This is a genomic window from Lactobacillus porci (genome assembly GCF_009695985.1).
GTDB lineage: Bacteria > Bacillota > Bacilli > Lactobacillales > Lactobacillaceae > Lactobacillus > Lactobacillus absianus.
In genome coordinates, this window is record NZ_VUMX01000018.1 from 25845 (window position 1) to 49420 (window position 23576).

20 protein-coding genes and 1 tRNA gene are annotated in these 23576 nt (G+C 51.8%); 5 read left to right on the forward strand and 16 right to left on the reverse strand.

The window, feature by feature from the left end; all coding sequences use genetic code 11:
* Positions 1-193 precede the first annotated feature (193 nt).
* From FYJ62_RS07090 to FYJ62_RS07135, 10 genes are all read right to left on the reverse strand, one after another.
* Entirely contained in the window at positions 194-1819 is a 1626-nt protein-coding gene (locus FYJ62_RS07090) for a peptide ABC transporter substrate-binding protein (RefSeq protein WP_154549014.1), read from the reverse strand.
* Between the two features lie 139 nt (positions 1820-1958).
* Positions 1959-2609, reverse strand: a complete 651-nt coding sequence (locus FYJ62_RS07095; protein WP_154549015.1) for an HD domain-containing protein — start codon at positions 2607-2609, stop codon at positions 1959-1961.
* A gap of 122 nt (positions 2610-2731) precedes the next feature.
* Entirely contained in the window at positions 2732-3037 is a 306-nt protein-coding gene (locus tag FYJ62_RS07100; RefSeq protein WP_154549016.1) for a hypothetical protein, read from the reverse strand.
* A gap of 191 nt (positions 3038-3228) precedes the next feature.
* Positions 3229-3301: transfer RNA gene (locus FYJ62_RS07105), tRNA-Thr, on the reverse strand.
* A 93-nt stretch (positions 3302-3394) separates the two neighbouring features.
* Positions 3395-4657, reverse strand: coding sequence for a tyrosine--tRNA ligase (tyrS, locus tag FYJ62_RS07110; protein ID WP_154549017.1), 1263 nt, complete (start codon positions 4655-4657; stop codon positions 3395-3397).
* Between the two features lie 262 nt (positions 4658-4919).
* Positions 4920-5978: an acyltransferase gene (locus FYJ62_RS07115; protein WP_154549018.1), complete on the reverse strand. Its 1059-nt coding sequence runs from the start codon at positions 5976-5978 to the stop codon at positions 4920-4922.
* A gap of 80 nt (positions 5979-6058) precedes the next feature.
* A complete protein-coding gene (locus FYJ62_RS07120; RefSeq protein ID WP_154549019.1) occupies positions 6059-9055 on the reverse strand; it encodes an LTA synthase family protein in 2997 nt (998 codons plus the stop codon).
* Positions 9056-9140: 85 nt separating this feature from the next.
* On the reverse strand, positions 9141-9758 hold the full coding sequence (locus FYJ62_RS07125) for a glycerol-3-phosphate acyltransferase (RefSeq protein WP_326832012.1): 618 nt from the start codon (positions 9756-9758) through the stop codon (positions 9141-9143).
* A gap of 2 nt (positions 9759-9760) precedes the next feature.
* Complete coding sequence (locus FYJ62_RS07130) at positions 9761-11035, reverse strand: LCP family glycopolymer transferase (RefSeq protein ID WP_154549020.1); 1275 nt, start codon at positions 11033-11035, stop codon at positions 9761-9763.
* 312 nt (positions 11036-11347) lie between these two features.
* The gene (locus tag FYJ62_RS07135) at positions 11348-12037 is read right to left on the reverse strand and encodes a 2,3-diphosphoglycerate-dependent phosphoglycerate mutase (protein ID WP_154549021.1); all 690 of its coding nucleotides are present in this window, start codon (positions 12035-12037) and stop codon (positions 11348-11350) included.
* Positions 12038-12199: 162 nt separating this feature from the next.
* Here FYJ62_RS07135 and FYJ62_RS07140 point away from each other — a divergent pair, with 162 nt between their 5' ends.
* Both FYJ62_RS07140 and FYJ62_RS07145 read left to right on the forward strand, forming a co-directional pair.
* Complete coding sequence (locus FYJ62_RS07140) at positions 12200-12958, forward strand: DUF6612 family protein (protein WP_229771863.1); 759 nt, start codon at positions 12200-12202, stop codon at positions 12956-12958.
* A 31-nt stretch (positions 12959-12989) separates the two neighbouring features.
* The gene (locus FYJ62_RS07145) at positions 12990-13961 is read left to right on the forward strand and encodes a Gfo/Idh/MocA family protein (protein WP_154549023.1); all 972 of its coding nucleotides are present in this window, start codon (positions 12990-12992) and stop codon (positions 13959-13961) included.
* A 57-nt stretch (positions 13962-14018) separates the two neighbouring features.
* On the opposite strand, the gene FYJ62_RS07150 is transcribed toward FYJ62_RS07145, so the two are convergent.
* The 5 genes from FYJ62_RS07150 to FYJ62_RS07170 all read right to left on the reverse strand — a co-directional run bounded on the left by FYJ62_RS07150 (position 14019) and on the right by FYJ62_RS07170 (position 19399).
* Positions 14019-15857 carry a monovalent cation:proton antiporter family protein gene (locus FYJ62_RS07150; protein ID WP_154549024.1) on the reverse strand — a complete coding sequence of 613 codons (1839 nt, stop codon included), beginning with the start codon at positions 15855-15857 and terminating at the stop codon, positions 14019-14021.
* Between the two features lie 112 nt (positions 15858-15969).
* Entirely contained in the window at positions 15970-17274 is a 1305-nt protein-coding gene (locus tag FYJ62_RS07155; protein WP_154549025.1) for an SLAP domain-containing protein, read from the reverse strand.
* 44 nt (positions 17275-17318) lie between these two features.
* Entirely contained in the window at positions 17319-18542 is a 1224-nt protein-coding gene (locus FYJ62_RS07160) for a glucosaminidase domain-containing protein (protein ID WP_154549026.1), read from the reverse strand.
* 357 nt (positions 18543-18899) lie between these two features.
* Complete coding sequence (locus FYJ62_RS07165; RefSeq protein ID WP_154549027.1) at positions 18900-19136, reverse strand: DUF2922 domain-containing protein; 237 nt, start codon at positions 19134-19136, stop codon at positions 18900-18902.
* 44 nt (positions 19137-19180) lie between these two features.
* Positions 19181-19399, reverse strand: a complete 219-nt coding sequence (locus FYJ62_RS07170) for a DUF1659 domain-containing protein (RefSeq protein ID WP_154549028.1) — start codon at positions 19397-19399, stop codon at positions 19181-19183.
* 232 nt (positions 19400-19631) lie between these two features.
* Here FYJ62_RS07170 and FYJ62_RS07175 point away from each other — a divergent pair, with 232 nt between their 5' ends.
* From FYJ62_RS07175 to FYJ62_RS07185, 3 genes are all read left to right on the forward strand, one after another.
* Positions 19632-20582, forward strand: coding sequence for a hypothetical protein (locus FYJ62_RS07175; RefSeq protein ID WP_154549029.1), 951 nt, complete (start codon positions 19632-19634; stop codon positions 20580-20582).
* A gap of 164 nt (positions 20583-20746) precedes the next feature.
* Positions 20747-21124 carry a hypothetical protein gene (locus FYJ62_RS07180; RefSeq protein WP_154549032.1) on the forward strand — a complete coding sequence of 126 codons (378 nt, stop codon included), beginning with the start codon at positions 20747-20749 and terminating at the stop codon, positions 21122-21124.
* A gap of 179 nt (positions 21125-21303) precedes the next feature.
* Positions 21304-23376 carry a KUP/HAK/KT family potassium transporter gene (locus FYJ62_RS07185; RefSeq protein ID WP_154549030.1) on the forward strand — a complete coding sequence of 691 codons (2073 nt, stop codon included), beginning with the start codon at positions 21304-21306 and terminating at the stop codon, positions 23374-23376.
* A 106-nt stretch (positions 23377-23482) separates the two neighbouring features.
* Here FYJ62_RS07185 and FYJ62_RS07190 read toward each other — a convergent pair.
* Positions 23483-23576 (reverse strand): IS3 family transposase (locus FYJ62_RS07190; protein ID WP_130137146.1); only part of this gene is annotated, 94 nt, incomplete at its 5' end.

The window sequence follows — 23576 nt, forward strand, 5'->3', positions numbered from 1 at the left end:
TAGACACACGAGTATTAAGTGAGATTAAGAAAGTTGGCCAACTAATTAATCTTTAATGTTAAATTCATATTACTCCTATTTTTAGAATTGCACAAGCCTGTATTAATTGTTTTTTCATTTTTATTAAATTCTGGCAAAAAGAAAAAGAGAAGCAGAAATTGCTTCTCTTTTTCAGCTTTAAAGCTGCTTGCCTTTACTTAACGTAAGCGTCCTTGAAGTTCCAAGTACCACGGTTTTGGATAACGCCCTTAACGCTTGGACGGATCATCCAGACATTGGTGTTGTAGTACAGAGGTGCCACGCCAGTGTTTTCAAGCAGGATGTTTTCGGCCTTGGTCAAGTCGTCCCAACGCTTGGAAGCTGAGGCAGTAACCTTGGAGTCGGCGATCAGCTTGTCGTATTCCTTGTTTGACCACTTACCGTTGTTTTCAGCATTGCCAGTCGTGAACAGGTCCAGGAAGGAGATTGGGTCGGCAAAGTCGGCGCTCCAGCCTGAGATGACCACGTCAAAGTTGCCGGCAGTTGACCGTGACAGACGGGTCTTGAATGGCAGGTTTTGAACTGAAACTGAAACCTTGCCGCCGAAGGTTGATTCGATGTTTGATTGCAGCAGTTCAGTCGTCTTCTTGCCCGCGTCAGTGTCGTCTGACAGGATCTTGAAGCTGAACTTGCTTACGCCAAGTTCCTTAAGCCCCTTGTTCAGGTACTTAACGGCTTCGCTCTTCTTGGTAGTCGTTGGGTAGTAGACTTCAGCTGACTTAGCGATCCGGGTCGTGTAGTCCTTGCCGTTGACGCTGGTCAATTGCGTTGGCGTCAAAGTGTTGGCAGGAACGCTGTTGCCGCCCAGTGATGAAGTCAGGCCCTTCCGGTTGACAGCCAGTGAGATGGCCTTGCGGATGTTGGCGTTAGCCAGGTACTTGTTCTTGGCAACGTTGAATTGCATGTAGAAGGTTGCACCTTGGTTAAGTGAAGTGTAGCCCTTTTGGTTCTTTAATTGCTTGGTTTGTGATGAGTCCAGAGCAGTAGCGTCCAGCTTGTTTGATTGGTACAGATTGTAGCCGGTTGATGGCGTCTTTTGCACTGACCAGTTGATGGCGTCAAGCTTGACGTCCTTCTTGTCCCAGTAGTTTTGGTTCTTGACCATCTTCCAGGACAGGTTTGAGCCAGTCCAGCCGGTTTGCTTGAATGGACCGTTGTACAGCATGTACTTGGAAGCAGTACCGTACTTGGAGCCGTACTTCTTAACAGTCTTTTCTGATTGTGGGAAGAAGACCGCGAAGCCCATCAGCTTGTCGAAGTAGGCGATCCGGCGGTCAAGCGTTACGACCAGCTTGTACTTGCCAACGGCCTTGATGCCCAAAGAGCTGACTGGCTTCTTACCGGCAACGATGGCGTCGGCGTTCTTGATGCCTGAAAACAGGTATGAGTATTGGGAAGCAGTCTTAGGGTCAACGGTTCTTTGCCATGAGTAGACAAAGTCCTTGGCAGTTACTTCGCTGCCGTCGCTCCACTTTGACTTTCTCAAGGTATAAGTATAAGTCTTACCATCCTTTGAAACCTTTTCGCTGGTTGCCAAAGCCTTTTCCAACTTAGAGTTTGGCCCCAAACGGTACAAGCCTTCCATGGTGTTGGAAATTTGGTTGAATGAAGTCGCGTCCGTTGCCTTGGAAAGGTCCATGGTTGGGATTTCTGAAGCAACCATCCAGTTGATGGACTTCTTGGATGATGAGCTTGATGATGAGTTGCCGCCACATGCTGCCAGCATTGCTGCTGAAGCGAGGACAGTGGCACCCACGCCTAACGCTTTGCTAAATTTCATGATCTTTTCTCCTTAGCTTTACTATGAGATTTTCTGCACACACGAATTAAAACCTCACGATATCTAACAGAAATTTTATCGTATTTTATTAATCTTGGCAATCTTTTTTCATCTTCAATTAAGAAAAAATGCTTTTAAGTTAGTCCAAATTCCACTCGTGCAGGAATTCGTCCACGAAAGCGCGCATATACTCGCTTCGGCGGTGGGCTTCCACTTTGGCGGCCTTGGTGTTCATCAAGCCTTCCAGTTTAAACAGCTTCTCATAAAAGTGATTGATGGTCGTTTCCGTATGGCTTCGGTACTGGTCGTGGCTGACCAAGTTGGCTGGCTTGATCTTGGGATCGTAGATCTTGTTGTCATGCTTGCCGCCGTAGACAAAGGCCCGGGCAATCCCAATCGCGCCCAAGGACTCGATCCGGTCGGCATCTTGGACGTACTCCCCTTCCAGAGACAGCTGGTAGCGGTGCTCGATATTCTTGGAAAAAGACATGTGCTGGATGGTAAAAAAGACATTCTCCTTGGCTTCCCGGCTCATGCCTGCCTGGTCAAGCAGCATGGCCAATTCCCCCAGAACCCGGCTTGGGTCAGCGCAGACCTTTTCATCGATCGCGTCATGGATAAAACCCGCTGCAAAAGCGATGTCACGGCTTTCCTGCCCGCTCTCCGGGTGATCGGCCACCAGCATGCGCTCGGCCAGTCTAGCGACCCGCTGGCCGTGATAGAAATCATGCCCAGTCATTTCATCGCCTAATTGCTTCTCTATGTAATCTGCCACTAATTGTCTGTCCAATCTTGCTCCTCGTTTCTTGCAATTTTCGTTTTTTGAGACTGTCTTTTTTCAGACCTAAGGTATTTCACCAATATATAACAAAGACCCCAGCCAATCAATAGCCGGAGTCTGCTTTACTAATTCTAATCTTTTGATGCAGCTGCTTGATCTAGCAGCAAATCAGTTGCCACGTCAAGAATCGTGACGTAGAAGACCAGGCCGTCGCGCGGGTCCCGAACCAGCCGTCCCTTGGCCAGAACCTTCAAGGGACAGCCATCCTTGGTCAAAAGACGAAAGGTCATGATTTCCGGGCGCTGGCTCTTGCGGTTGACATTAGCCACTGCCTGAGCCACGATCATGTTAACCTTTGGGCGGTCAGGTAGATGACGTGGTCCATTTTCCGGTCCGTGTTCTTTAATACCACTGCTTTTAATTATAACTGATTTCATATCGCATCTTGTGTTCTTTTAGTTGAAAATTCTTGAAGAAACCATAGATATTGTACGAAAAAGCGGCCTAACTTCAGCGGGGATTGCTATTCAGCAATTAGCTAACGTACGTTTTTTATTTATATTTCAACATTTTTTAGCCTTCTTTATGCTGTTATAAGCAAAACAGCAGGCCGAGTAGCCTGCTGTCAAGCCGCTTGTCAGATTTGAACTGACGACCTCCTCCTTACCACGGCGGTGCTCTACCTGCTGAGCTAAAGCGGCGTATCTATTGTAGCAGATTTGCCCGCTTTTTCATAACGAGAAAAACGCGTCCCCCCTAAAGGAGACGCGTCTTGCATACTAAAAGATTATTGCTTATTTTACGTGAACCAGGGTGTACTTCTTCTTCCCCTTGCGGACGATCACGAACTTGCCGTCAAAGGCAGCCGCCGGGTCAACAACGAAGTCAACGTCCTGCACGCGGTCGCCGTTGATGTAAATGGCGCCGTTCTTGATGTCTTCACGGGCCTGGCGCTTGGATGATTCGATCTTGGCGTCAACCAGGAAGTCAACCAGGTTCTTCTTTTCGCTCGTGCTGTCAGCGCTAGGAGCCTTAGCCAGGGCGTTTTCAACCTGCTTGGTGGTCAGGCTCTTCACGTTGCCTGAGAACAGGGCCTCGGTAATGGTCTTGGCTTCATCCAGCCCAGCTTCGCCATGGACGAACTTGGTTACTTCTTCAGCCAGGCGCTTTTGCGCTTCCCGCTTCCAAGGCTCAGCCTTGACCTTTTCAGCCAGTTCATCGATTTCCTCGTGGCTGAGGAAGGTGAAGTATTTCAGGTACTTCACGACGTCACGGTCGTCTTGGTTGATCCAGAACTGGTAGAACTCGTAAGGGCTGGTCTTTTCTGGGTCCAGCCAAACGGCACCGCCGGCTGACTTGCCAAACTTGGTCCCGTCGGCTTTCAGCATCAACGGAATGGTCAGGCCAAAGGCTGGGCGTTCTTGCCCTTCCAGGCGGTGGATCAGGTCAATCCCGGCCGTGATGTTGCCCCATTGGTCAGCACCGCCAATCTGCATCTGCACCCCATGGTCCCGGTTCAGAATGTAGAAGTCGATGGCTTGCAGGATCTGGTAGGAGAATTCGGTAAAGGAAATCCCGTTTTCCAGGCGGCTGGCCACGACTTCCTTGTTCAGCATGTTGTTGATCTGGAAGAGCTTGCCGTAGTCGCGCAGGAAGGCGAGCAGGCTCATCTTGCCCAGCCATTCGCGGTTATTGACGATCTTGAAGTTCTCAGTGCCAAACAGCTTGACCATTTGGGCAGTCAGCTTTTCCTCGTTTTCGTGAATGGTTGCTTCTGACTGCAGCACCCGTTCAGTTGAACGGCCGGATGGGTCGCCGATTGAGCCCGTGCCCCCGCCGATGATAATGACTGGCTTGTAGCCGGCCAGCTGGAATCTCTTCAAAATCATGAACGGGATCAAGTGGCCGATGTGCAGGGAATCGCCGGTTGGGTCGGTCCCGCAGTAAAGAGCAAAGTCATCATGCTCTTTCAGGTACTTGCGCAAGCCTTCAGGGTCAGTTTCCTGGTTGATGGCCCCGCGCCACTTCAAATCTTCCAAAATGTCAAAATTAGCCATTTCTGCCTCCAATAAAAAAGTCCCTGGATCCAATGATCCAGGGACGACTAAACTCATTCTTAGCCGTGGTACCACCCACGTTCGCACTCTTGTGCCTTTAGCTGGAAGTTGTTAACGAGGACTTCCGCCCCGCGCTGTATTTCGCTGCCCTTGACCTGTCTAGCTCACACCACCCGCTAGTTCTCTGATCGCTGAATCAAGGCGCTACTTCGCTGTCGCGTTTTTATAAAAATAACATGATTTTGACACAAGGTCAAGCCTATCAAAGCCAGCGGGCCAAAAAACTGCTCCTCCGCAGCAGCCAGACGATGACCAAGCTGCTGGCGAAAACCAAGGCAACCAGGACCGGCAGCCAAGCCGCGTTCCCTGCCGCCAGCTGCCAGACCGGGCTTTTCCCCCAGTAGTAGATCAAGAGGGGGTGGACCAGGTAGATGCCCATGACCGAAGCCGCCAGCTCTCTTAAGCCTTCCTCAGACCAAGCCTGTGGCTTTAAGGCCTGCAAGCTCAGGAAAACCGCACAACTTTCCAGCAGCACGAAAAACGAATTGTAGCTGTATAAAGCCAGTCGCAAATGGCCAGCCTTTGCCGTCAGCCAGCCAGTCAAGCCAATCGTTGCCCCGGCCCCGGCCAAGCCCAGAATTTGGACAAGGAGCAAATTCCGCCGGTCCAGATGCGCCTGGCTGAGGTAATAGCCAGCCATGTAGTAGCCCCCGTAGCCCATCACGATTTTAACGTTCAGCTTGCCCAGCAAGCGGCTCAGCGCGGCTGTCGCCAATGTCAGATGCTTGGGCGCGTTGGGCCAGAGCCGGGCCAAAGCCAGGCAGGTCGGCAAAATCCAGGCCAAAAGCAAGGTCAGCAGCAGGTAGTATTCCAAGAGCTGCCTTCTTCTGGCGATCGGCCGCAATAGCGGCGTCACCAGATAAAGACCGGCAATCATCGGCAAATACCAGAGATGGTCGTAGCTTCCCAGCAAAAGCCTGGCCACGGTGACCAGATCGCTGCCTTTGGCGAAATAGTACCAGCCGCAGTAAATCAGCTGCCAAATTACATAGGCAGTCACGATTCTGCGCAAGTACTTGTTAAACAGCTTGTCTCTGTTGAGCTCAAAATTAGGATTGAGAAAAAGTGCCCCTGAAATCATGATAAAGACCGGCACGCAAAAGCGGCTCAGTCCGTCCCAGAAGTTGAGAATCTGCCAGTTCAGCCCCGCGTAATCCTGATGGTAGAAATTAAGCGACGTGGCCACGTGCACGGTAATTACCCCGAAGATCGCCACCAAGCGGAGATAATCGAGATAGTCGATGCGCTGCTTCCGTTTCATCGTTGTCCCCTGTCTTTGGATTAATAAAGCAAAAACAGGGACCAAGCCTCCTTGGTCCCTGTTCATTAATTACAATTGAATTACTTCTTCATGGTGTAGAAGCCCTTGATGTTCAAGGCATATGCTTCACCGGCAGTCATGTCGTATTGAACCATCTCGTAGTCCTTCAAGAGGGCTTGCTGTGAGCTGGTCAAAGTCTTTGGATCGACTTCCTTGCCCTTCTGGTCAACCAGAGTGAAGCCAGCGTCATCAGTGTAGCTGATAGTCAAGGCTGGCAGCTTCTTGTGCACTTCAGTCAGCAATGCCTGGTAGGCCGTAACCTTCGAATTGGTCTGTTCCAGCATCATCGCGATGAAGTCACTGGTGTTGACGTAGTTGGTCTTGGAAGCCAGCTTAGCCTTAGCCCCGTGCTGACGCGCGTACTTGTTGGAGTAGATGAAGTAGCGGGTTGAGTGCATCTGAATCGGGTACTTGGAAGTGTATGACTGGGGAACGACTGATGGGTAGTGGTCCCCGTAGAAGACCAAAGTGATTGGCTTCTTGATCTTGTCAATCTGCTTCAGAAACTTCTTGACTGCTTCGTCAGTGTAGTGGGTCCCCATGATGTAGGTCGCCGCTTGCGTTCTGACGTCACCATCGCTGAACAGGTCACCGGAGATCTTGCCAGCATAAGGGTTGTGTGGATACCAGTTGTTGTATGGCATGTGGTTCTGAATGGAAATCAGATTGATGAACTGGCCGCCCTTGCGGGAGTTGATCTGCCGCAAGCCGTTAGCGTAAGTCGTGAAGTCGGAGTTGTATGAGTTAGTCCCCAGCTTCTTTTGGTCAACGATCTTGTACTTAGAGCCGATGTAGACAAACTTGTTGAACTTGAAGCGCTTGTAGTCTTCAATTCTTGAGTAGTAGGTCCCGATGAACGGGTGAACGGCTGATGAGTAGCTGAAGTTGGCCCCAATGGTTGGGTAGTACTTGTATTGCGGCACGACTTGCACGTAAGGCGTCAAAGAAGTACTGAAGGCCCCCATGTTGAAGCCGGTCAGGGATTCCCATTCCATGTTGGCCGTACCGCCGCCGTAGCCAGCGCTGAGCATGGTCCCGTAAGTCGTTGTCTTCTTCAAGGAGTGGATGTAAGGGATTGGGTCCTTGGCCCCCTTGGCGAACTTGATCGTTGGGAAGGTGGTTGGATCCATGAAGGATTCACTCAGGTTGAAGACGATCGTCTGCTTGGACAGGTCGTTGGTCCGGGTCTTGTTGATCGTTTGGGCAAGCTTCGCGTACTTTTGGTAGATCTTGTTGATCTGGCTCTTAGAGTAGTTCTCCGGCTTATCCATGATCTGCAGGTCAATGTAGTTGAGGAAGTTCAAAATTGGCCCGTTGACCTGGATGTCTCTTTCCGGATTTCTGAAGGACTGCTTATCGTCAAAAGCCCGGTTGAGGCGGTAGATGATTGAGCCTTGGTGATTGAACCACAAAGGCGTGATGAACAAGCCCAGGGAGGCCAAGGCCCACAAGCCCCGGCGCTTCCAGTTGCCCCGCTTCTTGACCTTGAACTTGATTTCCAAAAAGACGATCAAGGCAATCACCAGGGCCAGAGCAACCAAGATCAAAATCAAAGTCTTGGTCCCGCCGATCATGTCCAGCAGACTGCCGGCGTTGGCCGCTTCAGACAATTCGCTTGGATAAATTGGCTCCCCGCGCAGATTCAGCTTGATCTTGTTGGCAATTGCCCAGCCAAGCACGAAGACCGTCGTGGTAACCATTGAAAGCCAGTAGCGGGTCGTCACGAAGTAAAGAATCGTGAACAAGGCATCGATAAAGATCATCGTCAGGATCAAGGTCCCAAACTTGGTCCCCAGAATCCAGACGATTGCGTTGACGTCAGCCGCCGTGGAGATCTGAATCCGCAGCTTGTCGGATTCAATCAGGAATGACGCGAAGGAAACCACGAAGAAGAAAGCCCAAGTGGACAGGTTGGTCCGGTGGTACTTGATCCAGCTCCACAAGTGGTCAAATAAGCCTTCAGCAACTTCCCCGAAGCTCTTGGTCCGGTACAAGAAGGCGTTGCAGCGCTTGATTGGCTTCCATCTGAATAGGTAACGCTCGTAGAACCAGTGCCACAAAGTGGCAATCCCAAGCATGATCAGCATCGTAATCAGGCGGTTGGCCTGCCGGCTGCCCGTGCCGTACTTAAATGAAGTCACGAACTTGGAGGTAATTGGCGCCTGCATGAAGACGATCAGCGGAATCAGGAAGTCAAGGTCTTTTTCCTCCAAAACGGCGATCGCCTTGCGCGTTACTGCAAAGCCAGCCAGGGCAATCACAAAGATGAGCGGCGAGGTCACGTTGATCAGGAACTGGTAGTTCCAGGAAGTAGTTATGGCGTGGCCGGCCAAAATCTGTGACCAATAGACGGCATTAAAGCCCGGCACCCCGACCAGGACAAAGGCAAAAGTGAACAGGCCGGCCAAGACCGACCACACCGTCATTTTTGTCGTAAAGTGGATCTTGCCCAGGAACATCCCCCACGCGAATGGCAGAATCAGGTACAAGCCATACAGGGAGTAATTGATCTGGTAAGTCCCGGCCGTCAGGGTAAAACCCAGGAAAGTCAAGGCTGACAGAATGATCAAGCTTTGCTTGTAGCTGAACTTCTCCTGCCAGTCAAAAATGACCGGCTGCACCAACAGGGCAAAGATGATCCCCGTCATCATGACGACCGTTGACGTCAGGACCGGGAACAGCATCCCCCAGAAGCGCCACGTGTTCAAGTGCCATGGCTCCATCGCGAAGAAGGCGATGTAGTACAGAAGCAGGGTCGCTTCCATAATGCACCATGCGCGGAAGCCCTCATTGAAGCGCAGCTTGCGCTTGCTGTAGACCGCCCCAAAGACCATTGGCACGAACCAGTAGGTTACGCTTTCCGCCGTAGCTGGCAGATAGCGCAAGTAGGTCACCGGACTTTTCAGCATAGAGTGCTTAAAATTGAACATCTGCAGCAGAATGACCAAGCCCAATAGGACCAGGAATCCAATTTTAAGCAAATTATGAGCTCTAGTTGCTTTTTTATTTTCACTCATAGCTATAAAACTGTCCTCTTTCTCTAATTTCGTTAGCTCTCAACTGTTTATTATAGTAGTCTCTTCTAAAAAATAGTTTAAGAACTTATTTTTTTATTCCTAATTTCTTTTTGATGGAGTATAGGATATCCACCCGCTTGCCATGGCCCGTAAAGAAGTCATAAATGTCCTTGCGGAACTTAAAGGCCATGATAGCGACAATCACGAAGAAGACGATCCCGGCTTCCCTTGACTTGGTCAGCTCATAGCCGCTGAACAAGATCATAAAGACCAAAGGCGGAATCGTCAGGTTCTGCATGACGGCAGTCAAAAACAGGGCTACCAGCAGGGTGAGCAGGCCGGCCCGCCAGTCGTAGGCGACCGACAAAAGCGCCGCGACCGCGACCGCCTTCCCGCCCCTGAAATGGTTCATGACCGGGAAGCAGTGACCCAAGACCACGCCCAAGCCCGTGTAGGCAATGAGCAAGCGGCTGTGGTAGATGGCATAGACGACCACAATCGCCAGCAAAGTCTTCAGCAAGTCGCCAACGCAGGTCATGATGCCGGCTTTCTTGCCAAAAACCGCCCCGACATTAGCTGTCCCGGGGTTGTGAGACCCGTATTGGGTCGGATCCTTATGCAGGTAGTACTTCCCCACGAACATGGCACTGATAAAATTGCCAAAGAAATATCCAATTACGAGCGCAACACATTTCCCAGTCACGGCTAATAACCTCCTGAAGAGAACGGATTCGTATCATAGCTGCTGATTGAATTGTTGGAATTAGAGTATGAATACGTCCCTGCATTCGTGCCGGTCCCAGACTGGGCAGCAGCTGAAGAACTGGCTGCCGTCTTCTTGCTGCTTGACTTGCTGTCCTTCTTCTCTTTGACTTCATTGACCGTTGTTGAGCTGGAGTAGATCTTGTAGGTCTGGGTCTGGCCGCTGGTAAAGTCAAAGCTATTGGCCTCGTTGAGCTTGTTCAACTCCGTTTCCCGGTTGGAAACCGTAGCCGTCTTCAAGCCCAATTCCTTGCGGATCTTGTTTGACAGGCGCTGCAGCTCGCTGGTTGGCGCGATCTGGTAGGCAGCGTCATCAATGTAGGCGCTGTAGCCTTGCAAGTAGTCGCTTGAAGCGTTGGAAGTACAGTTGGAGTAGTTGGCCAGGATCGACTTCAGGACTTGGAAGCTTAAGTTGGTCTTCACGTTGGAAGACAGGTTGTCCGCGATCTTGGTAAAGTTCTTCAAGGAAGCGGTGGTGGCCAGCTTGGCTACCAATTTGGTAATCACTTCCCGCTGCCGCAATTGCCGGCCGTAGTCGCCCTTAGGGTCATCATAGCGCATCCGGCTGTAAGCCAGGGCCGCTTGCCCATTCAAGTGCTGCTTGACTCCCTTTTTGAAAGGAAAGCCGCTGTAAGTAAAGGTTAAAGGCGGCGTAACATAGATCCCGCCCACGTAGTTGACCAGTTTCATCAAGCCGCCCATGTTGACCAGGGCATAGTACTTGACTGGCACGTTAAGCAAGTCGGAAACGGTCTGCATGGTCATCTTGGCCCCGCCTCTGGCATAAGCCGAGTTGATCTTGGCCACGTCGCCAGAATTGTCGCCGACCATGTCGGCCATGGTGTCGCGGGGAATGGAGTACATCGTGTACCCCTTCTTCTTCGGGTTGACCACCACGATGATGAGCGTGTCGGTATTCCCCATCTTGTCGGTTCGGTCCAAGGCCCCCGTGTCCGTCCCTAAAAGCAGAACCGCGAACGGCTTCTTACCGTTGAATTCACCGTATGTGGTCTTTACGGCGTTTTCTTGGTCATAGGCCTTGTTGGCCGCTTGTTCAGCCGTGCTGTACAGGTGGCGGGCATATAAGCCAACGCCCACCGCGACCATGCAAATGACGCCCAGGATGCCGATGATCCAGTTGCGGATCACTTTATTGCGCCGGCGATGCTGAGCACCCACGCGGGTGCTTCGGATTTTGTTTCTGTCTTCATTGTTCATAATTCGACACCTTAACTAAACTTGCACATTAGTGAGTATTATAGCAAAAAAACATGCCAAATTTCGTTCGGCGTTCTTTCTTATATAAATTGTAAAAAAAGCAAACGCTTCATTTATCAGCCAATCATGATTGCTTGTTATTGACTGATTAACAGGTCTGTCTATTAAAAGCTACCATCTTCTGGCCGTCCATGTCAATCTTCAACGGCATTTTAGCGAACGACTGTTATTTTATTTTTGCAGTTTTTACAGCACAAAAAAAGCGCGGGATCGAAATCCTGCGCTTTCTTGCAGCTGAGAAGCAGACTTAAATTAGTCCAGCTTTTCCTTGCTTACAACGTTCAGCTTGTCATCGAAGGTGTAAACAACTGGTTCACCGGTCTTCATTTCGACGTTCATGATGTCTTCGTCAGAAATGTTTTCGATGTACTTAGTCAAAGCACGGAGTGAGTTGCCGTGAGCTGCGATGATAACGTTCTTGCCAGCCAAAAGGTCTGGAGCAATCCGGTCTTCCCAGAATGGCATAACTCTGTCCAAAGTTACCTTAAGGTTTTCGGCCTTAGGAACGATGTGTGGGTCAAGGTTTGCGTAACGACGGTCATGTGCTTGGCTGAATTCTGAGTCGTCTGACAGAACAGGTGGCAAAACGTCGTATGAACGACGCCAAATGTGAACTTGTTCGTCACCGTACTTTTCAGCAGTGGCCTTCTTGTTCAAGCCTTGCAAAGCACCGTAGTGGCGTTCGTTAAGTCTCCAGGTCTTAACTTCTGGAACCCAAAGTTGGCCACTTTCTTCCAAGGCAAAGTGCAAAGTCTTGATGGCACGGGTCAATACTGAAGTGTAAGCTTGGTCGAATTCCAAACCAGCTTCCTTGATCAGCTTACCAGCCTTCTTGGCTTCTTCAACACCCTTGTCTGAAAGGTTAACGTCAACCCAACCAGTAAATTGGTTTGAAAGGTTCCATTGGCTTTGGCCGTGACGGATTAAAACTAATTTAGACATTAATAAATCTCCTTTAGCAAATTAAACGTTTCACTAAATATTATACGGCCTCTTGCCCACTTTTCAAAGACCCCGAACAAAAAAAGCTGGCTTTTCAAAGCTCAGTCCCAAGCAAATCACCGAACTTTTGCTAAAATGAAGAAAGATAGGATGTGATTGACCATGAAGCGCCGCAAAATTCTGCATTATTTATTGGCTGGCTTCCTCCTGCTGGCCTGCTTGACCCTGGCAGCCTGCAGCACGCCGAACAGCAGCACGGTCCTACGCAAGGCCGAAAAAACCAAGATCAGCAATTTCCAGCTGCAAGTCGACGACCGCTACTATGACAAAAGTGGCCGGCCGGTTGCGTTCTACGGCACGATCCGCTGCCAGAAGCAGCCTTTCGTGCTATGGACCGACCTCACGCAGACCGGCGACCAGCACGTCAAGATGTGGGTCGCCAGCCGCTATGCCTACGTAAGCCTCTATAAAGACCAGCACCAAGCCTGGTACAAGGCCAAGGCTAGCCAGTATACTAGCGCCAGCCAGTTCCAGAAGATCGTCAATGATTTGAATCTCCTGACCCTCTCCGCCAAGTCGCGCGGGCTTTTTCAAGTCGCCAGACATGGCAAGACCGGCTATGTCCTTACCTACTCGGGCAAAAGCAAGTCCCTTTGGCGCGACATCAATAAAAGCGGCGGGCTGGCCACCGTCTCCGGCGATGAAAACGTGAATGGCTCTAAGCTGACCAAGATCAACATGCAAATCTACGTTAATCGGCAATACCAGCTGACCGGCTTCAAGATCGTGGCTAAGTACAAGACAGCTGGCAAAAGCGGTCAGGCCAAGGTGACCATGAGCGACGTCAACAGTTCAAAGAAGCTGGCCATTCCCAAAGCGGTCCTGGAAAACTCCGTCGACGTCACCCAGGCCAACAAATAGCAATCAAGCAACACAGATAGGGAGAAGCAAAATGAAGCTAGGAATCATCGGCAGCGGGAAGATCGTCAAGGACTTCCTCACCTGCGCCAATGCCATCACCGGCCTGGAACTGGCCGCGATCGCCACGACCAAGCGGTCAGCCCAAGTTGGACGGGAACTGGCAGCCAAATACGGGATCAAGGCCGCCTTCAGCGACTACCGGCAAATGTTAATGGAGGCAAGCGTGGACACGGTCTACGTGGCGACCCCCTCCTCCATGCACTACCAGATGAGCAAGGATGCCCTGGCGGCCGGCAAGAACGTGATTTGCGAGAAACCTTTCGTCCTCACCGCGGCTGAGGCCAGCGAGCTGAAGCAGATCGCTGACGCGCGCGGCGTCATGATCGTTGAAGCCATCACCAACATCTACCTGCCAAACTTCAAGGCCCTTAAAGCAGACGTCCAAAAGCTGGGTCCCGTCCACAACGCCATCTTCAACTATACCCAATACTCCTCCCGCTACGATGCCTTCCTGCGCGGGGAGATCGCGCCGGCCTTTGACCCTAAGCTGGGCGGCGGGGCCTTGCTGGACCTGAACGTCTACAACGTTCACTTGGCCGTGGCCTTGTTCGGCGAGCCGGAATCTCTGGTCTACTACCCTAACCTGCAAAAGGGCGTTGACACTTCCGGCTCCCTGCACCTGACCTACCCAGACAAGCAGGCGGACCTAATCGCGGCGAAGGACGCTGACGCGGGCTTTCGCAACCAGTCCATCATTTCCGGGGAAAAGGGGGCCGTTGCCTTCACCGGCAGCAGCGGCGAATTGGCTGGCTACCAGTTCATCCCGCGGGGGCAGACGCCCGTAGCCAAGAACCTGAACCTGGCTCCCCACCGGATGATTCCAGAATTTACGGAATTCGTCCGCATGGAAGCTGAACGCGACTTCAAGGCCAGCGACCAGGCCTTCGCGCACAGCCTGGCCGTCTTGCGGATCCTGGAGGCCGCCCGGAAGTTCTGCCTTTAAGCAATACAAAAAGGCTGATGCCATTCGGCATCAGCCTTTTTTGCTGTTTGCTTGTCATTAATTCCGGCTCAGGATCTCATGGATCTTGTCCGCTTCCCGCCAAGGGCCACTGTAGATCAGCTCATCCCCCGGTTCCACGACCGTTGAGCCGTGCGGGGAGATCCACTTGTTGCCGCGCTTGATCCGCGAAACGGTGATCTGGTCGATAAAGTCCCAGTCCATCAGCTGGCGGCCAGTATAGGCCGAGTTCTTGACCACCACGTCATACAGGGCGTTGTTGACGTCGGTGATGATGTGGTAGACGGCTGGCGATTCGATCAGGGCCGCCAGCAAGGCCCCGCGCAGGTTGTTGACTGAGAAGCTCTCAATCCCCGCTTCATCCAGCCGCGCCATGACTTCGGCATTTGGCTGCCGCTGGCGGACGATGACCCGCTTGACCCCAGCCTTTTTGGCGGCCAGGCCCAGCTCTAAGTTGAGCTGGTCGTCATGGTGGCCGGCGACAAAGATATCAGCGTCAAAAGCACCAGCTGCCTCCAAGACGGCTGGCTCTACCTTGTCCAACAGCTTCAGCCCCGGCACCTTGGACTGGTAGGTGCGGTACTTTTCCGGATCGCAGGTCAGCATCTGGACGGAATACCAAGAGTCATGCAAGTCTTGGAAGACCGTGGAAGTCAACGCGTTCATGCCAAAAATCGTGACCTTGTCCTTCAGCTTGTCAGCTGGCGAGAGCTCGAAGGTGGCGTTGAAGACGATCGGGCAGACGATGCAGACGATGACAGCCGCCAGGATGAAGGCACTGGACTGGGTCGCCGTGATGGCTTTCAAGTCCCGCGCGACCTGCAAGGCCGGCAAGACAATGGTGATCGTCGTCGCGGTCAGGAAGCCGCCGGCAAAGGCGTTGCGCTTGTTGAACAAGCGCATGTAGACCAGGGAGACTGGTGCTTTGGCCAGGAAGAAGCAGATCACCAATACCGGCAGGAGCATCAAGGCTTGCGGGTTGGCAAAAAGCAGCTTCAGGTTCAGATTGACCCCGGTCTTAATAAAGAAGAAGGGGATAAAAAAGCCATAGCCGATCGAGGTCAGCTTGTCCTTGGTTGCCTCGGTAGGCTCTAAGAGCTTCATGACCATCCCCGCCAAGAAGGCCCCCAGGATGTTCTCGGCCCCAACGCTTTCCGCCACCGTCACCAAAGCAAAGATCAAGAAGAAGGCCAGCCGGATGTCCAGCTGAGTCGTTGCCTTGGTCACCTTGGCAAACCACAGGTATGGCCGCTTGAAGCGTTTGAGCAGGATGATCGCGGCCACAAAGAGCAGGATGATCAGCCACAATTTCTTGGCATCCCCGCCATTGATCGTGGAGTAGATCGTCAGCAGCAGCAAGGGGATGACTTCCCCCAGAACAGCCGTCAGCAGGATCGTCTGCCCGATTGGCCGGCCCAGGATCTCTTTTTCCTTCAAAGTAGCGATGACCACGCCCAAGGCTACCGTCATAAAAATGATCGCGGCCAAGGCAACGTCGCCAAACAAGCCGGCCGCCTTCATGGCGTAAGCCAGGGCCAAAGACAGGACCGCCACGCCGGAAAAGGCGGCGATAGCGGCGGGCAGCGGCTTGACCTGCTTGCCGCTCTCTGACTTTCTGGCCTTGCTCTGCTTCTTGGGATTCAATAAATCAAAGTTGATTTCCATCCCAGAGAGGAACATCAAGATGATGACCCCCAAGTTGGACAAGAAGGTCAAATGGTCACTGGGGGTGATGACATTGAAGCAGCTCTTCCCCATCACGATCCCCACGATGATTTCCGCGACCGCGGTCGGGACGGTGGTCACCTGCAGGCGGGCCATGACGATGGGAATCACCAGGGCCAGCAGGACCACCAAGAACAGTGAAAATCCTTCCATAATAAAATTTATCTCCTTATTTTAACTGCATTTACTATAACAAAAAAAGGACGTGAGATGAATTCTCACGTCCCGAAGCAGAGCAAGCATTTTTCCTGCTTCTGTATATTTCTTATTTAAAGTTGACAGCCTTCACGTATTGCGGCGCGTTGCTGCTGGTGTAGCCGATCAGGTAGTAGACCTTGGTCTTCTTGTTGGCCGTGATCTTGACCTGACTGCCGTAAGTGGTCAGCTTGCGGCCCTTCAGCTGCTTAGGCATAGTCTGGTCGCGCGCGCCAGTCCGGGTGTAGACCCAGGCATTGTGCTTCAGCTTGCGGCCATAGCCGGTGATGTTTCCGGCTCTGACGTACTTGTTGTTGCCGTACTTGTAGTACTTCGCTTTCTTGATCGTGACGATCCCGCCGTAGATCTTCAAGTAGCTGGTGGCCTTGATCGTCTTGATCTTGGCATTGCGCTTGCCGGCAGCGGTGTAGGTGTAGGCATTGCGCATCACCTTCATGGTCTTCACGGTCGCGGCCTGAGAAGCCGGCTTGCTTGACGCTGATGAACTTGAGCTCTTGGATGAAGCACTCTTTTGGCTTGCGGAAGAGCTGGATGAACTGGATGATGAGCTAGCACTCTTGGACGAAGCCTTGGAAGATGAACTAGAACTTGAAGATGAAGATGAAGCTTTGGCAGCCGCATTGGTTGAGGTCCCCATCTTGTTGTAGTAGTAGACGATCAAGCTGTAAAAGTCGTTCATGGAGTAGCCCCACTTGGCAAAGTAGCCGATTGGGTCCCCGTGGTCGGTCCCGCCGAGGTAGTTGGAGACGTCAGCGTGGGACCAGATCGTTCCCGTCCCATTGCTGCTGGCCCGGGATGGGGTCAAATTGTAAGCATGCAGCAGGGAGGCAATGTAGTAGGCGTCGTTGGCAACACTTTGCACGAACTGCTTGCGGGTGCTGACTTCGCACAGTTCAATCTGGATAAAGCGCTTGTTGGCGATCGCGCCGGCGCCCCATACCCCGTAGTCCGGGGTCATCAATTGGATAACCTGTTTTTGGTCAACTACCGCGTGCACGTAAGTGTAGGCGCTCGTCCAGTTGTTGTTGAAGTAGCGGCCTTCATCCCAGGCGCTGGCGCCAGGGTCGGCCGTTTCGTGAACGACGATCCCTTCTGGCTTGCCAACGCCGTTGCGGTAGCCAAAGCGGCTGCCGTACTTTTTGCCGTTGGCCACGCTGTTGAACTGGTTGTAGACCAGGCCCGCGGCCTTGAGCAGCTGGTCCAGGTACTTGGTGCCGCTGTACTTGGTCTTCTTGGCCTCACTGTTGATTGAAGCGTAGACCTGGCTGGCGCCAATGTTTTGGCTGACTCCGCCAGCAAAGGCCGTCAAAGCCCCGGCAGCGACAATGGTTGACAATAAGCGTTTGATTTTCATTTAATGTCCTTTCGCTTTACTTATTTATGATTCGAGGCTATGACTTAAAAGTTGCCTTTTCTGACGTATTGGTTCAAGCCAACTACGTAGTAGTACTTGCCCTTGATCTTGATCTGCCAGCCGTAAGTCTGGTGCTTGGTCCCCTTCTTCCACTTCTTGGCTGGGGTGTAGCGCTTGCCAGTGCTGTTGTACAGGTAGGCGTTCTTCTTCAAAGTCCGCTTGGTCCCGTCAAAATTAGTGGCGTTGACGAACTGGTTGGCGCTGGCGGAATTGATCCGGTAGTAGGTCGCGCCATTCAAAGTTACCGTACCGTAGGTCACGACCGTCTTGCCGGCCTTCAGGCGCTTGTCCTTGGTCTTTTGGCCATTGCTGTCGTAGACATAGCTGTCGTGCATCAGGATCTTGGCTTGGCCAGCGGACGTTTGGGCGTCAGCCGCGTTGCCCGCTGGAGCTTGGGAGCTGCCAGTCGTCAAGGCATCCCCGTTAACCCAGCCCAGACCCTTGAGGTACATTCTCTTGGCCCCGTTATAGTAGGTAACGGTCTTGGAAACCGTTACGGACCGGCCGGCATTGACGTAGGACTTCTTTGGTGAAAGCGCGTGGTCAGTTGGGTACAAGTAGGTGGCGCCGGACTTGGCCACTTTGGCCTTGTAGGTCAAAGTCGAGATCATTGGATCGTACTTGGTCAAATTGTAGTTATTGATGTGGCTGATCAGCTTGCTGGCGTAATTGACGTCAGTCGCGTAGCCGGCAGCCTTGATCGCCTTGGCCGCGACTGCTGGGCTTGACGCGTTTTCAATCCAGGTCTTGCGGTAGCGCAGGCCGCCATTGCCAATCGTGTTCCGCATCTTGCGGCCGTAATCATCAAATGAGCCAGTGTAGCTGGAATACTTTCTAAATGGCGCGTAGATGTAGTAAACCGCGCCATTTTTGGTCTGTTCCGCGGTCCGAACCGTGTAGCTCGCGCCGCTCCAAGTGCTGTCAGCCTTCATGCCAAACAGGTTGTGGGCCTGAGTGGCCAGAGTCGAGCCTCCCCAGGCTGACTCCAAGGCTGCTTGCGCCAGCATCAAAGACGGGTAGACTCCATACTTCTTGCCGGACTTTTCCGCCTGCAAAGCGGTCGCGTTTAAAAAAGCAGTGGTCGTCGTTGAAGCTTGCACTGCTTTGGTTTGCGCGTTATTTGAGAAAGACAGGTTGTTGGCAACTGGAACAGCGATGGAGGCAAGCATCGCAGCGGTAGCAATTCCAGTGAAAAATCTTCTCTTCATTAATTTCCTCCTACACTTTTTTCGATAATATACTTAATTGTATTGGGAATGACTCTTAGATACAATCGAACGCGCATTCTGTAAAAGAAAAGTAATAATAATTGACTGAAATACCTAAATTCCAGCGTTTTCACCCCCTTTCAGGTTTAATAAATTAGCCTCTGTTATAAGAACTGAAAACGGCGCTGGCCGGTCAAGATCATTAAGTTAAGTCAGCGGATAAATTAAGCCAAAAACACTCATCTAAGTTAGATGAGTGTCCTAAGGCGTTGTGTCTTAACTTAATCTGGCGTCCTTTTTGCCTGATCATTTACTAGCGCTTGCTAGTCTCAAATGACCAGGCAGCCCAGGATCTGCTTAACGAGCAGAATCATCAAACACAGTTGCGACGTTGCGTTCAATGTACTTTGCAGCCACTGGCTCATGATAGAGGCTCACTCCTTTTTTGACGAAGACGTCTTCCTTGGCAATGTCAGCCATTGCCCCGCGCACCACGTCTTCGGCAAGATCCTTGACCGCGTTGGGGAAGCTGATGCTCTTAGTCTTGCCTTCGCTGTTCTTGAAAGTCAGCTGCAGTTCAGTCGTCGTTGTCATGATTTTTCTCTCCTTTAAATAAATTGCTTAATCTGGCTTGTTCCTTATTCACCCTTGTCCACGATCAGGTTCTTCTTTTGGATCAAGGTCAGCATGCCCAGGGAATCGTCCTGCAGCTTGCTGATGGCCTGACCCACCTTGACCAGGCTTTCTGGGGTGGCGTCAGTCTTCACGTTGGGCAGGGTCCGGGCGAGCTTGCCGTCCTTGTACTTTTCGGAATTGAAGGTGTATTGGATGCTTTGGTCAGCTAATTCAAAATTCATTTTTTTGCTCCTTTTTCTAGCCTGACTGGCAGTGATATGCTTGGTAAGAGGTCTCGCGCGCTTTGTCTTACACCCTTAATAACGCTGGATCTGGCCCAAGTGTGCCAGGCTGCCGGGAAAAATTTTCACGCTTTGGCCACTGAAGTTTAAAGATCTATTACAAGATCGCGGAGTGCCGGCATTAGCTTGGAATCTTTGGTATAATTGACCCAACTATTTCAGGAGGAACACAATGAAACGTAAGACACTTTGGACGATCATTGGGATCGTAGCCGTCGCTGTTTTGGGCGGGGGCTTCTTCTATGCCCAGCATCAATCGTCTCAAAACCATTCCGCGGCTGAAAGCTACCTGACCTACATGAATGAAGGCAAGCAAGCAGCCAAGTCCAAGAAGTACGCCGCGGCCGCCAGCAAGTTTGCCAGCGCCTATAAGGTCAAGGCCACCAGCGAGGCCAAGCATTGCCAAAGCCAGGCTGAGAGCCTGCGCGACAGCGTCCACCTGGCCAAGACCAGCACCAAGTACGCCAGCGCCATCGTTTTGGCCCAAAAGGCCAAGAACGAGACTGCCGGCTATTCAGTCATGACCACCCAGGCCGGCAAGCTGGTCAAGACCTTGAAGGGGGTCAAAGACAACTACGACAGCGAAATCAAGCCGCTGATGAAGAAGGCTGACTCATCCATGAGCCGCGGCGCCTACTCCGCGGCCGTCTCCACCTACGCCAGCATTCTGGACCTCCCTTACATCAACGAGGTCTACTACGCGAAAGTCCGCGCTGACGTCAAGGAAGACTTAAAGGAAGCCAAGGAGAAGGCCAAAGACGAAGACCAAGATGAAGACAGCAGCTCCAGCTCTTCCACAAGCTCCAGCAAAGAATCATCTGCCTCATCTTCCAGCAAGGCTGCTTCCTCAAGCAAGGAAAGCAGCAAGTCCAGCAGCTCCAGCTCTTCCAGCCAGGTTGAAGGGGCCGGCCAAAGCGTCAACGACCAAGTCGGCGGCCAAACCGTCACTGCCCGCGACGTGCAGCAGATCCGCAACCAGTTGGCAAACCTGGGCGAAGACAGCTCTGGCTGGAGTCCGCAGGACCTGATCAACCTCTTCCGCTACGCCAACGAGCAAGGGCACACGACGATCGACTCCATCACCAAGGACGACGTCAAGGGCTACTTGTCGCCAAAGAAATAAATAAGCTAGCAAGGCAAGCGCCAAAAACAGCACATCCACAGGCTGTGGCGCTTGCTTTCTTTTGGCAAAGTAGTTAAAATTATCATTGACTTTATAGACTTTAATTGAAAAAAGGAGTTACAACTTTGGCTGAAGAAGAAAAGAAAAACCAAGAAATTGACGACATGTACAAGATTGTCATGCCTGAACCAGAACGGGTAACCATGCCTGCACGCGAAATTCCTGACCAACCTGACTACTTGGTAAACTTTGCCAACTTCTATATCGCTTCTTTCGAACGTGACGACTTGGAAATCATCAGCGAATACGATGGTGACGGCCACAACATGGTCAACATCAACCACTACCTGCTGGCTAACCAGCCATTCTCACGCAAGAACCTGGTTAAGCACGTTTTGATCGACCACGCGCAGAACTTCCAGGCAATCCTTGATGAAATGACCAAGGCCACTGGCGTGGTTCCAGAAGACATGATGACCTACGAAGACTGGGAAAACTGGTACGAAGGCCAACGCGCCAAGATTCAAAGCAGCTTGTCCTAAGCCAGAGGATCAGACCGATTTGTCTGAATGGCTCTTGCAAGTTGCCCCCAAATATAAGAAAATAAGAGAAAAGAAAGAATGTCACATGGCATTCTTTTTTTACTTAATAAATTTAAATCGTCTTTAAATTTATCTGTGTCTATCACAGGCTTTTAAAGTTTGAGGAGTATTTTATTACTATGGAAGTAGAAAATAAACGCAATCGCATGACGGCCGCTGGCCTCTTAATCGCGATTGGGATTGTCTACGGCGACATTGGGACCAGTCCCCTCTATGTCATGAAGTCCGTAATCGCCGGCAACGGCGGGCTCAGCACGGTCGGCCGGGATTTGATCATTGGGGCTATTTCCCTGATCCTGTGGACCGTGACCCTGCTTACGACGGTACAGACCGTGATCATCGCCCTTAAGGCAACCAACCATGGCGAAGGTGGGATCTTCGCCCTCTATGCTTTGATCAGAAAGCGGGCCGCCTGGCTGGTCTGGCCAGCCTTGATTGGTGGGGCGGCCATCTTGGCCGATGGGACCCTGACCCCGGCCGTGACGGTTACGACCGCCATTGAAGGTCTGAAAGGGCTGGAATTTGGCAAGGGCAACGTCCCGGTCAGCAACCAGACCATGGTCCTGGTTATCACTATTATCATTCTGCTGGTCCTGTTCTCCATTCAGCGGATGGGGACCAGCATCATCGGGAAGGCTTTTGGCCCAGTCATGTTCGTCTGGTTCACCTTCCTGGGCGTCATGGGGGTCATCAACATCGGCAGCAACTGGTGGATTCTGCAAGCCTTGAATCCTTACTATGCAATCAAGCTGCTCTTTAGTCCTTACAACAAGGCCGGCTTCGCGATCCTGGGCTCCATCTTCCTGGCTACCACCGGGGCTGAAGCCCTCTACTCCGACGTTGGCCACGTCGGCAAAGGCAACATCATTGGCTCTTGGCCATTTGTCTTTGTCTGCCTCTCCCTGAACTACTTCGGGCAAGGGGTTTGGATTCTGAACAACACCCACATGCACTCAGTCAATGAAATCAACCCCTTCTATGCCATGATTCCGGAAAACATCCGGCTGGCGTCAATCGTCCTGGCTACCTTAGCCGCGATCATCGCTTCCCAGGCCCTGATCACCGGTTCCTTTACCCTGGTGGCGGAATCAATCAACCTGAAGTTCCTGCCGCGGATGAACATCCTCTACCCATCTGATGAAAGAGGGCAGATTTACATTCCGGCCATCAACAAGATGCTGGGGATCACTACCATTGCCCTGGTGCTCTTCTTCAGAACTTCCGCCCACATGGAAGCAGCCTATGGTCTGTCAATCACCATCTCCATGCTGACGACCACCATCCTGCTGTACGAATGGCTGGTGCTCAAGCAAGGCCACAACCTGGCCAACCTGATCTTCGTGATCTTCTTCAGCACCATCAACATCCTCTTCATGGGGTCAAGTCTGAGCAAGTTCACTCATGGTGGCTACGTTTCCCTGCTGATCACCCTGCTGATCGCTTCCGTCATGGTCGTTTGGTACTTTGGCAACAAGGTCCGCGACAAGAACGAATCAGGCAATGCCTACGTCCGCTTGGATGAATACACCGACATGCTGACTGACCTCAGCCATGACGACAACTACCCAACTTACGCTGACAACCTGGTTTACATGGCCAAGGTTCAATATAACAAGTTCATCAAGCGGGAGATCATGTACTCCATCCTGGACAAGCGGCCTAAGCGGGCCCGGGCCTACTGGTTCGTGACGGTCAACGTCACCAACGAGCCGTTTACCGCGGAATACGCGATCAACACTTACGGCACCAAGAACGTGATCAACATTCAGCTCTACCTGGGCTTCAAGAAGCAGACCAGCGTCAACGTCTACCTGCGCCAGATCGTCCACGACCTGATCAAGGACAACACGATTGAGCCGCAGCCACAAGAATACACGACAACGCCAGGCCGTGACGTCGGCGACTTCAAGTTCGTCATCGTCAACGACGTCATCTCTCCTTCAACCACCTTGACCTCTTACGAGAAGTGGCTGGTTGAAGCCCGCGTCCGCCTGCAGAACCTGTCGCCAAACCCGGCCCAATGGTTCGGTCTGGAATTCGCGGACACGGTCGTTGAGCGCGTGCCATTGATCCTGGGCAAGCAGAAGACCAGCCGCATCAAGCGCGTTGCTCCTCGCGACTACAGCAAGACGACCATCAATGCCAACAAGACCGCCAAGCCTAAGAAGCGCGGCTTTCTCAAGAAGAAATAGCTAAAACGCGAATAAGCAAGAGTCTGAGAAAAAAGACTCTAACAAATAAAAAAGGCTTCTAGAAGTGAAAAACTGATGTGACCCCCAAAATTGGGACATATTAGTATTACGCCGTTAAGGTTGTTAGAACATGATTCCGATATTCAATCGGGGTCATGTTTTTTCGTCCTGTTTTGATTCTTACGTTGTTGTAGTAATCG